The 10,836-nt window shown below is 58.3% G+C and carries 8 protein-coding genes; 4 read left to right on the top strand and 4 right to left on the bottom strand.

Annotated elements, in window-relative coordinates:
- The first annotated feature begins 2 nt into the window (after positions 1 to 2).
- Positions 3 to 2,075: a formate hydrogenlyase transcriptional activator FlhA gene (gene flhA / locus LPQ25_RS05205; protein ID WP_004174677.1), complete on the top strand. Its 2,073-nt coding sequence runs from the start codon at positions 3 to 5 to the stop codon at positions 2,073 to 2,075.
- Positions 2,076 to 2,128: 53 nt separating this feature from the next.
- Here flhA and LPQ25_RS05200 read toward each other — a convergent pair whose 3' ends face one another.
- The 4 genes from LPQ25_RS05200 to LPQ25_RS05185 form a co-directional block, all read right to left on the bottom strand.
- The gene (locus tag LPQ25_RS05200) at positions 2,129 to 3,529 is read right to left on the bottom strand and encodes a glycoside hydrolase family 1 protein (protein WP_004181046.1); all 1,401 of its coding nucleotides are present in this window, start codon (positions 3,527 to 3,529) and stop codon (positions 2,129 to 2,131) included.
- Positions 3,530 to 3,579: 50 nt separating this feature from the next.
- Positions 3,580 to 5,772, bottom strand: coding sequence for a CBM35 domain-containing protein (locus tag LPQ25_RS05195; protein ID WP_014907030.1), 2,193 nt, complete (start codon positions 5,770 to 5,772; stop codon positions 3,580 to 3,582).
- A 12-nt stretch (positions 5,773 to 5,784) separates the two neighbouring features.
- Positions 5,785 to 7,122, bottom strand: coding sequence for a maltoporin (locus LPQ25_RS05190; protein WP_002914972.1), 1,338 nt, complete (start codon positions 7,120 to 7,122; stop codon positions 5,785 to 5,787).
- A gap of 262 nt (positions 7,123 to 7,384) precedes the next feature.
- Entirely contained in the window at positions 7,385 to 8,656 is a 1,272-nt protein-coding gene (locus tag LPQ25_RS05185; RefSeq protein ID WP_014907029.1) for a PTS sugar transporter subunit IIC, read from the bottom strand.
- Between the two features lie 177 nt (positions 8,657 to 8,833).
- Between LPQ25_RS05185 and LPQ25_RS05180 the strand changes: the two genes are divergently transcribed.
- From LPQ25_RS05180 to LPQ25_RS05170, 3 genes are read left to right on the top strand one after another with little or no spacing between them, the layout of a single operon-like run.
- Entirely contained in the window at positions 8,834 to 9,148 is a 315-nt protein-coding gene (locus LPQ25_RS05180) for a PTS sugar transporter subunit IIB (protein ID WP_002914979.1), read from the top strand.
- Positions 9,149 to 9,157: 9 nt separating this feature from the next.
- Positions 9,158 to 10,480, top strand: a complete 1,323-nt coding sequence (locus tag LPQ25_RS05175) for a PTS cellobiose transporter subunit IIC (RefSeq protein ID WP_002914981.1) — start codon at positions 9,158 to 9,160, stop codon at positions 10,478 to 10,480.
- A 23-nt stretch (positions 10,481 to 10,503) separates the two neighbouring features.
- Entirely contained in the window at positions 10,504 to 10,818 is a 315-nt protein-coding gene (locus LPQ25_RS05170) for a PTS lactose/cellobiose transporter subunit IIA (RefSeq protein ID WP_002914983.1), read from the top strand.
- Positions 10,819 to 10,836 lie beyond the last annotated feature (18 nt).

Here is a 10,836-nt window from a genome sequence, read left to right as displayed (position 1 = left end):
CAATGTCGTATACACCGATGAGCGATCTCGGCCAGCAGGGGCTGTTCGATATCACCCGGCTTTTATTACAGCAGCCCGATCTGGCCGCGCTAAGCGAAACCCTGACCCGTCTGGTGCAACAGTCCGCGCTGGCCGATGAGGCGGCCATCATCCTGTGGAACGCGGGTAATCACCGCGCGGCCAGGTACGCCTGCGATGAGGCCGGCCATCCGGTAAGCTACGAGGATGAAACCGTCCTGGCCCACGGTCCGGTGCGTCGCTTACTCTCCCGGCCGGATGCCCTGCATTGCGATCATGAAACCTTTGCCGACACCTGGCCGCAGCTTATCCGCAGCGGGCTCTATCGCCCGTTCGGATACTATTCGCTGCTGCCGCTGGCGGCGGACGGGCGGATCTTCGGCGGTTGCGAATTCCTCCGCCGTGACAACCGGCCGTGGAGCGAGAAAGAGTTCCAGCGGCTGCATACCTTCGCGCAGATCGTCGCCGTCGTCACCGAACAGATTCAGAACCGGGTCAGCAATAACGTCGATTACGATCTGCTGTGCCACGAGCGCGACAACTTTCGCATCCTGGTGGCGATCACCAACGCGGTGCTCTCGCGACTGGATATCGACGAGCTGGTCAGCGAGGTGGCGAAAGAGATCCATCGCTACTTCCGGATCGACGCCATCAGCGTGGTGCTGCGCAGCGACCGCAAGGGGAAGCTCAACATCTATTCCACGCATTATCTTGACGCCAGCCACCCGGTTCACGACCAGAGCGAGGTGGATGAAGCCGGCACCCTCACCGAGCGCGTGTTCAAAAGCAAAGAGATGCTGCTGCTTAATCTGCACGAACATGACACTCTCGCGCCGTATGAGAAAATGCTCTTCGAGATGTGGGGCAATAAGATCCAGACCCTGTGCCTGCTGCCGCTGATGTCCGGCAATACCCTGCTCGGGGTGCTTAAGCTGGCGCAGTGCGACGAACAGGTCTTCACCACCACCAATCTCAAGCTGCTGCGGCAGATCGCCGAGCGGGTGTCGATCGCTATCGATAACGCCCTCGCCTACCGCGAAATTCAGCGCCTGAAAGAGCGGCTGGTGGATGAGAACCTCGCCCTCACCGAGCAGCTCAATAATGTCGAGAGCGAATTCGGGGAGATTATCGGCCGCAGCGAGGCGATGAACAATGTGCTCAAGCAGGTAGAGATGGTGGCGCACAGCGACAGCACCGTGCTGATCCTCGGCGAAACCGGCACCGGCAAAGAGCTTATCGCCCGCGCTATCCACAACCTCAGCGGACGCAACGGTCGGCGGATGGTGAAGATGAACTGCGCGGCGATGCCCGCCGGGCTGCTGGAGAGCGATCTGTTCGGCCACGAACGCGGCGCGTTCACCGGGGCCAGCGCCCAGCGTATCGGCCGCTTCGAACTGGCGGACAAAAGCTCCCTGTTCCTCGATGAAGTGGGCGATATGCCGCTGGAACTGCAGCCCAAACTGCTGCGCGTCCTCCAGGAGCAGGAGTTCGAACGTCTGGGGAGCAACAAGCTGATTCAGACCGACGTTCGATTGATCGCCGCCACCAACCGCGATCTCAAGCAGATGGTTATCGACAGGGAATTCCGCAGCGATCTCTACTACCGGCTCAACGTGTTCCCGATCCACCTGCCGCCGCTGCGCGAACGTCCCGACGATATCCCGCTGCTGGTGAAGGCGTTTACCTTTAAAATCGCCCGCCGCATGGGGCGCAATATCGACAGCATTCCGGCGGAAACCCTGCGCACTCTGACGCGTATGGAGTGGCCGGGCAACGTGCGCGAGCTGGAAAACGTTATCGAACGGGCGGTATTGCTCACCCGCGGCAACGTACTGCAGCTCTCCCTGCCGGAGCGGGATATCGTGGAAGCCCCGCGGACGCCGGCGGTCCTGCCTGAGGAAGGTGAGGATGAATATCAGCTGATCGTCCGGGTGCTGAAGGAGAGCAACGGCGTGGTGGCCGGGCCGAAAGGCGCCGCCCAGCGGCTGGGGCTCAAGCGCACCACGCTCCTGTCACGCATGAAGCGGCTGGGTATTAATAAAGACGAACTGGTGTAACCTCGCGCGCTCCCCCTTTCCGCGCCGGAGAGAGGGAGCGCTGGCGCAGCGCGCTATTTATCGCTGGTAAAACCGTTGCTGGACGCCAGTTCGGCAAACCACAGCGCATTGCGTTTTATCTGTCGCTCGCCGGTCTCCAGATCCAGTCGCCAGAAGCCGTAGCGCCGTTTGAAGGCATTGATCCACGACCAGTTGTCGATAAACGTCCACTGGTGCACGCCAAAGCAGTTCGCGCCGTCGGCTATCGCCCGATGCAGCTGCACCAGATGCTCCTCCATCAGCTGGATGCGGAAAGTATCGTCTATCACCCCGTCCGCCCCGGGCTCGCCCTCTGATTGTCGATCCATCGCGATGCCGATTTCCGCGAGATACCACTTAATATTGCCGTAGTTATCGCGAATATTGGCGGCAATGTCATAGATCGCCTGCGGCAGGATCTCGTTGTTATCACGATAAGGATTAAAGCGGCCCTGCGGGTTCACCGCGTTTTCGAAATAGTATTCCGGGGTGAAATAATCGAGGTCATATTCGCTCTCACGCGCTTTTACCCGCCGCGGCACGTAATAGTTTACCCCAAGAAAATCGATATCCGCGCTGAGGATCAACGCCGCGTCGTCTTTGCTGGTCGTCGGCAGGCAGTCGTGGGCGGCAAGGATCTCGCACAGCGCTTTGGGGAATTCATGTTTTACCAGCGGGTCAAGGAAGCTGCGGTTAAAAAACAGGTCGGCATACCCGGCGGCTTTTTTATCCGCGTCGCTGTCGGTGAGGGTATAGCTCGGGGTCAGGTTGAGCACCACGCCGATCTCGCCCGCCAGCGCCAGTTCACGATAAGCCGTTACCGCTTTGGCGTGCGCCAGCATAATGTTAAACGCCACCTGCGCCGCCAGCCGGCCATCTTTCTTACATGGATAGTGGAAGTCGTACAGGTAGCCTCCCTCAACCGGCACAATCGGCTCGTTGAAGGTTATCCAGTATTTAACCTTATGGCCAAACAGGCTAAAGGCGGTGCGGGCAAAGCGGGCAAACAGCTCGGCTACGTGCGCCGATTCAAAGCCGCCGTACTGTTTCTGCAGCGCTTCCGGCATATCAAAGTGGTAGAGATTGATCATCGGCTCAATGCCGTTGGCGATCATCTCATCCAGATAGGCGTGATAAAAACGCACCGCGTCCGGGTCCGGCGCGCCGGTTTCCAAATCAGCGATCAGTCGTGACCACTGTATCGAGGTACGAAATGAGTTGAAGCCGGTCTGTTTCATCAGCGCTACGTCCTGCGGATACTGATGATAAGTATCACACACGGTCTGCGGCCCTACCTGCTGATAAAATCGCTCCGGCTGTTCGGCAAACCAACTGTCCCAGATGGAACGATGGCGCTTATTGGTGACCCCTTCCGTTTGCGGGCCGGACGCCGCCGCCCCCCACAGGAACCCTTGCGGAAACTGATACTGCTGCATAACCTCTCCTTCGAAAAAAGGCTGCGCCCGTCTGGCGCAGCCTGAACGTACTACTCAGCGACCACTTCGATCGATTTAATGAACATATAGCCCCAGTCGCCGGCGAAGCGGCCGAAGTCAATCTGATTAGTCCCCGCGTTAAGCGTCACCGGTATCCGCAGCTGCTGGCCCTGCTCATCCGTCTGCGGGAAGGCCACCGCCTGCGGAGCGCCCCCGTTGACGACAAACGAGTTCTGCTTACCGCCCCATTTGCCGTTGAAGGTCACATTGAGCAGGAACTGACCGCTCCACGGCGCCTGCACCTGCCAGCCGATCTTATCCCCCTCGTTGGCGAATGGGCCAAGGAAGCCGTCCTCGCCAACTGCCAGCGCGTCTTTATCACTCTTCATCACCGTCAGCCGCCCCTCAGCCACGCCATAAACTTCGCCGTGATAACGACAAAAATCCGCTGGCGCTTTCCCCGCCGCCTCGCCCACCGTCACGGTCACGGTTTTGCTGCTTTTCAGCAGCCCATCATCCGCCGTGAACGTCAGCGCATAGGTGCCTGGCGTCGTAAACCAGGCCCGGGTTTGAGCCCGATCGGCATGGCAGAAATGCACCTGGCCATCGCCGGCGTGCTGCCAGCCCACCTTAACCTCTCGCGACGGCAGGCCATCGTCCTGCCAGCTGGCCGTAAGCTCGACGCCCTGGTCCTGCGTGGTGGTTAGGGCCGGTTCCAGCGTGACAACCGGCGGCTGATTCTCCTCGCTATGCTGCACGCTAATCGCATTGGAAGGAGCCGAACGACCGCTCTCGTTTTTCGCCGTCACCCGGTAGTAATACGTATGCCCGAGCTGAAGCTGACGATAATCGTCGCGGAACAGAACCATGGTTTCCGGATTCCATTCGTTAACGCCATCGGAGATATCCCGGCCCACCACCGTCCACGGCCCGGTCGGCGAGGCGGCGCGTTCGACATCGTAGCTGCGTCCCACCGCGGCTCCCATCCAGTTGATCGCGAAGGGCGAGGTGGTCTCGCGTAGCAAAGGCGCCTCCGGCTTCGGCAGCGGCGCCATCGTCTGCTGCCCGGCCATCTGCGCCGCGGCGGTGCGCACCAGATCGACCACCGCCTGCTCCTGGTTCGCTTCGCCTTCTTTGGCAAACCCCGGCAGGTGGTAGCTGTAGTGCCCGGTCGACTCCTTATGCCAGTAGAAGCCGCCGTCGTGACGATGGCCGCGGAAGCCCCAGATAAGCCCGCCGGCGGCTTGCGCCCCGTTGACCTCGCTGTGAACAATCGACTGCATAATGGCGTTCAGTTGATCCGCCGGCAGCAGGCCAAACTCGCCGACGAGATAGACTTTTTGCCCGCCGACGGCGCGCAGATCCTGCGTCACCTGCCCGGGATGGTTATTATCGGCATTGGTGTAATAGTGATTGCTGACGATATCCACATTGGGGTCGGTCAGCGCAAAGGAATTGATTTTCTTATAGGTGCCATCTACCACCAGCTGATGAGGGGCCCATTTTTTAATCCACGCCGCGGTCTGATGCAGGAAATCGGCGTTGGTATCCTCCAGCTCGTTACCGGTTTCCCAGGCCATGATCGCCTTTTCATCATAATAGGCGCGGCCGGTGACGGTATTTGTCCGGGTGATGACCTGGCGGATCACATCCAGATAGGCTTTGAAGGTCTTGCTATCGGTCCGATAAAAGTCTTCCGCTTTTTCATGATAGAACGCCGCCAGCTGCTCGCGCCCGCCCCACCACCACCAGTGGTCGATAAACGGCAGGATCAGACGCAATCCCTGTTTATCCGCTTCGGCAATCATGTTGTCATACACCCGCATGGCTTTCTCATTCAGCCGCGGCATGCCGTCCGCCGTTTCCGGCGCCAGAATATGGGTCTCGCGCCCGCAGGCTTTATCAAATTCCTGCTGTACCGACAGCACGTAGACGCGCTGGGCTTTCGCCCCGGTTTGCACCATCGCCTGGATCCAGTTTTGCTGCTCCTGGGCCGTTGGCCATTTAAAGTATTGCCCCCAGCCGCGCGGGTCTGCCCTGCAGGGGCCGCGGGCGTCGTCTTCAATGCGGTGTAGCTCCGGCGCGTGGATCCCGGCGAAACGAAACACCTTGTCGCCGTCCTTGAGGGTGGCGCCGTCGCGAGTGATAAAGTGCGTAAAGTGCGAGCGCTCGGCGGCCAGCGCCCCGCCGGCCGCCAGCGCGGACAGCAGCCCCATCAGCAGCAGGTTTTTCATCGGCTTCATCGTTGTCTCTCCTTAGAACCAGACCTCGGCCTGTACGCCGAAGTTAACGGTGTCGGTAGAGCCACTGCGGGAATACCCGCCGGCGGTGATGGTATTGGTATCCCAGTTGTAGTTACCGTCTAATGCATCGGAGACACCTTTATCCCACTTCGCGTAGGTGACGAAGAAGCGCAGCTGCGGACGCGCCCAGAAACCGGAGTCAAAGGTCAGCGTTGGCGCAACGGTGACTTTGGTCAGGCCGCCTTTGCCTTTGCCGTTTACTCCTTTGTAGTTTTTGTCATCCAGGTATTCGTAGCCCAGCTCGTACTGCATGGCAAAGTTGCGGGTGATCTGATGATAAGGGCGGATACCAGCGACCCACATCGAGCGTCCCCAGCCATTTTCATCTTCTGTCCACCAGCGGTAGTTTTTATCTTTCTGCCAGAAAGCGAAGGTCGAGATCTCCAGGTCGCCCATCGAGGCCACGCTATCCAGCACCACTCGCCAGGACTGGGTGTTTTCCAGGTTGGCCCAGCCCCAGCCGTTTTTACCCAGCGAGTCACCCGCCGCCAGCCCTTTCCCGTACTGCAATGCGAGGCGGGAGTATCCTCCGGTCAGACCATAGAAGCCGTCAAAGTTATAAATACCGGTCACGCCATAGCCCTTCTCGGCGGAAGTTGGATGGTTTTCGTTACGGTTCATGTGGTGGCCGATCAGCTCCAGATCGAAGCCTGTCCCCGCGATCTTTTTCAGCCACAGGTTGAGGGAATAGTCATCCGGGTAGCCCTGATCTCCCTTATCCACCGGGTAGGCTTTGGTTTCATCGGTGGGTGAAAAGGCGTACACCCCGGCGTCGAAGCGGGCGAAGCCGAGATCCATGTTGTCGAAGCCGCCGCCGGTGCCGTTGTACTGAATGTACTCCCAGTCGAACTGATGGCTGGAGGTGTTGGAGCTGCTATAGCGCTTACCGGCCCAGAAGGTCATCTCTGGCGCAAAATCCAGATTGCTCAGCTCGGCGAACCCTTCACGAAACTGTACGTCATGGCCATCGTCATCCTGACAGTTCCAGTCGGAGGTGCATTTCGACTGGTGAGTGAGGTTGGCCTGCACTTTCGCCACCACGCCGCTGTCCGCCGTCAGCGTCACGGTCGGGATCAGTTCGATCTTGGTGTCTTCTTCGTTGCCCAGTCGCCACTTGCCGTCCGGCATCAGGCCGACGGAGTCCGCGCGGTTGCCATCGGAGTTCGCCAGGATCCCGGAGCGGATATAGCCATGCAGCGCAAAATCATACTTCGGATCGGCGCAGGCCGGGCTGCTGGCCCCTGCCAGCGAGAGGAGAGCCAGAGGTATTGAGTGTTTCAGCTTTATCATTATTTTTTTCCCACGTTATGTTTGTTAACACGAACCGATAACGGAGGGGAAATTTACGGATCAAAAACGGAAATGTACATCCACTTACGGAAAGCGCTTTCCATAATTGCCTATCTGGTTCACAAAATTAGCTCTGCGGCGAATATATTCGTGAGACTGATCACATAAAATTACAAGAATGCCGCCGGGAGCCGGCAGTGGAGCGGAAGGAGGAGCAGATGAGCAGGTGCCGCCGGGGGATAAGCCGCCGACGGCGAGGGGGTCAGCGTTCGGTTTCCGCGAGCTGGCGTTCGTACACTTTGAAGAAGGGGCGATAGAGCATCCAGGCGTTAAACATCGCGAACAGGCTCATGCACAAATTTTTCCAGCTGCCGTTCGCCGACCATGCCGCCCCCAGCGGGGAAGGCATCGACCATGGCAGCATCGCCACCGCGCGATCGAGAATACCCAGCTGAGTTAAATACCATGCGATACAGGCGTTTATCAGGGGAACAAAGAGAAACGGCAGTAAAAAAACCGGGTTCATGATCACCGGAAAACCAAACAGTATCGGCTCGTTGATATTAAACAGCGACGGCAGCAGGCCAATCTTGGCCACGCTTTTCAGCTGCCGCGAGCGGCTGCGCATCGCCATCAGCACCAGCGGCAAAGTGGAGCCAATACCGCCGATCAGCAGGTAAAAATCCCAGAACCCCTGCAGATAAATATGCGGCAGCGTTGGCGAACCCGCCGCCAGCGCCTGCTGATTTTCAAACAGATAGGTCATCCAGAAGGGGTTCATGATCCCGGTGATGATCAGCGCGCCGTGGATACCGATAAACCAGAGTAAGTTACAGATAAATAAAGAGATAAGTACCGCCATCAGCGTGTCGGACGCCAGCACCAGCGGCCGCACCGCTTCGCTGATCAACTCCGGTACGATGCGTCCGGTGGTCTGCAGCAGTATGGCATTCATCACGCTTATCGACAGCATCACCACCAGCAGCGGGATCAGCAGTTGAAAGCCATTGCGGGTCATCAGCGGCACTTCATCAGGCAAGCGAATGCACCAGCCTTTTTTGTAGAAAAAGCGAATTAACTCAATGGAATAGGTGCTGGATATCAGGGCGGTAAATATCCCCATACCGCCGAGATAAACATTGCTCACCGCAGTCTCGCGAAAGCCGATAAACAGCAGAAAAGCCAGACACCCGGTTAAACCGCAGAGCCGTTCCGGCAGACGGTACTGCTTGGCGAGACTGGCGCTGGCGCCGAAGGCGACAATCAGCGCCACCAGGCCAATAGTTAGCTGAAAGGTCGGCAGCAGGATAGGCCGCAGCAGCAAATAGACCTGGCCGAAACGCGAGGCGCCGTCGATGGAAACGGGCGGAAACAAAATGGGAACTAACAGGCTGCCAACAATCACAAAGGGCATAGCCAGCGCAAAGCTATCGCGCATCGCCGTAATGTGGTTGTTGCGCGTCAGAACGTTCGCCAGCGGCGCCAGCCGCTGCTCGATGATGTCCACGGCCACATTCATTAACTGAATGTTCATACTCCTACCTTTGCGAATGGTTGTCTCGCCGGGATGATCGCCCACAACACCGGAAAGTGAAAGCCTGCCATAGGTGATCATGGTCACAATTAATAAATCCACAAACGGAAAGCGCTTTCCGCAATGCATCCATTTTGACTATAGTCCGCTCATCCAACCTCATCAGGAGCGGTAATTATGAAAAAAATTATGTTGTGTTGTTCGGCAGGCATGTCCACCAGCCTGCTGATGAAAAAAATGATTGCGGAAGCCGAACAGCGGGGCCTGCCGGTAGAGATCAACGCCTATGGCGTAGCGGAGTTCGCCGAACAGGTTGGCCATTATCAGGTGGTGCTGCTGGGGCCGCAGGTGAAATACATGCAGCAGGACCTGCAAAAACAGGCGGATAAATACGGTATCCGCGTCGAACCCATCAATATGATGGACTACGGCATGCAAAAAGGCGCCGCGGTCCTTGATTTCGCCCTTTCCCTTATCGAAAACAAGAACTAAGGAAAGATCATGAGCTCTCTGTACGCTAAACTGATCGACGTGATCGAACGGCAGATCACGCCTATGGCCGGCGCGATCGGCCAGCAAAAATATGTCACCTCGATCCGCGATGGCTTTATCACTGCCCTGCCCTTTATGATCGTCGGCTCGTTCCTGTTGGTGTTTATCTTCCCGCCGTTTTCTCCGGATACGACGTGGGGGTTTGCCCGCGCCTGGCTGCAATTTTCGCTCGATCATCGCGATGCGCTGATGCTGCCGTTCAACTTCAGCATGGGGGTGATGACCCTGTTTATCGCCGTCGGGATCGCCGCCAGCCTCGCCAAACACCATCATCTGGACTCGCTGACCGCCGGGATGCTGTCGCTGATGTCGTTTCTGCTGGTAGCCGCGCCGCTGAAAGATGGCCAGATCTCTACTGCCTACTTCTCCGGTCAGGGGATCTTTACCGCCATTCTGGTGGCCATCTATTCCACCGAGCTGTACGCCTTCCTCAAACGGCATAACATCACCATTCGCCTGCCGCCGGAAGTGCCTGCCGGGGTGGCGCGCTCGTTTGAAATCCTGATCCCGGTGCTGGCGATCATTCTGACGCTGCATCCGCTGAACCTGTTTATCGAAGCCCAGCTGGGGATGATCATTCCGGAAGCGATCATGTCGCTGGTGAAGCCGCTGGTCGCGGCTTCCGATACGCTGCCGGCGATCCTGCTGTCGGTGCTGGTCTGTCAGGTGCTGTGGTTCGCCGGGATCCACGGCGCGCTGATCGTCACCGGGATCATGAACCCGTTCTGGATGGCCAACCTGTCGGTCAATCAGGCGGCCATGGCGGCAGGTACCGCTATCCCGCACATCTATGTCCAGGGCTTCTGGGATCACTATCTGCTGATCGGCGGCGTCGGCTCCACCCTGCCGCTGGCGCTGATGCTGCTGCGCAGCAAGGCCGTGCATCTGCGGACGATCGGCCGGATGGGGGTCGTGCCGGGCGTATTTAACATCAACGAACCGATTCTGTTTGGCGCGCCGATCATCATGAACCCGCTGTTTTTCCTGCCGTTCGTGCTGGTGCCGATGGTCAACGCGACCCTGGCGTACTTCGCGCTGAAGCTGGACCTGGTCAGCCGCGTAGTGTCGATGACGCCGTGGACAACGCCGGCGCCTATCGGCGCCTCGTGGGCGGCGAACTGGAGCTTTAGCCCGGTGATCCTGTGCCTCATTTGTATGGCTACCGCCATGGTGATGTACCTGCCATTTCTCAAAGCTTACGAAAAACAGCTGCTGGCCCAGGAACGTGAAAACGCCGTCGGCCAGGCTGACAACGCGGCGCAAACCGCTTAACGCTAACGATTCAGAGGATAATCATGGAATTAGAAGAACAGGTGATGGGGATCATCATCAATGCCGGCCAGTCACGTAGCCTGTGCTACGAAGCGCTGCACGCCGCTAAAGCGGGTGATTTCGCCACCGCCGACGCCAAAATGCAGGAAGCGGCGCACTATTCCCGCGAAGCTCACCTTGTACAGACCCAGCTTATCGAAGCTGACGAAGGCGAGGGAAAAACCAAAATGACGCTGGTAATGGTCCATGCTCAGGATCACCTGATGACATCCATTCTGGCGAAAGAGCTGATTGCCGAACTGATTGCGATTTACCGCGCGCAGCCGCTTCACGCCTAGCGCCTTGCCCGGCCAGAC

Origin of the sequence: Klebsiella sp. KPN54798, assembly GCF_021184225.1 — a bacterium.
Taxonomy (GTDB): Bacteria; Pseudomonadota; Gammaproteobacteria; order Enterobacterales; family Enterobacteriaceae; genus Klebsiella; species Klebsiella pneumoniae.
This window is presented reverse-complemented; position numbering and strand designations above follow the sequence as displayed.

Bases quoted from the DNA above. Each gene is read 5' to 3' on its own strand.
- LPQ25_RS05195 (WP_014907030.1), bottom strand. From the start codon at position 5,772: ATGAAGCCGATGAAAAACCTGCTGCTGATGGGGCTGCTGTCCGCGCTG.
- LPQ25_RS05170 (WP_002914983.1), top strand. From the start codon at position 10,504: ATGGAATTAGAAGAACAGGTGATGGGGATCATCATCAATGCCGGCCAG.
- LPQ25_RS05175 (WP_002914981.1), top strand. From the start codon at position 9,158: ATGAGCTCTCTGTACGCTAAACTGATCGACGTGATCGAACGGCAGATC.
- LPQ25_RS05190 (WP_002914972.1), bottom strand. From the start codon at position 7,122: ATGATAAAGCTGAAACACTCAATACCTCTGGCTCTCCTCTCGCTGGCA.
- LPQ25_RS05180 (WP_002914979.1), top strand. From the start codon at position 8,834: ATGAAAAAAATTATGTTGTGTTGTTCGGCAGGCATGTCCACCAGCCTG.
- LPQ25_RS05200 (WP_004181046.1), bottom strand. From the start codon at position 3,529: ATGCAGCAGTATCAGTTTCCGCAAGGGTTCCTGTGGGGGGCGGCGGCG.
- flhA (WP_004174677.1), top strand. From the start codon at position 3: ATGTCGTATACACCGATGAGCGATCTCGGCCAGCAGGGGCTGTTCGAT.
- LPQ25_RS05185 (WP_014907029.1), bottom strand. From the start codon at position 8,656: ATGAACATTCAGTTAATGAATGTGGCCGTGGACATCATCGAGCAGCGG.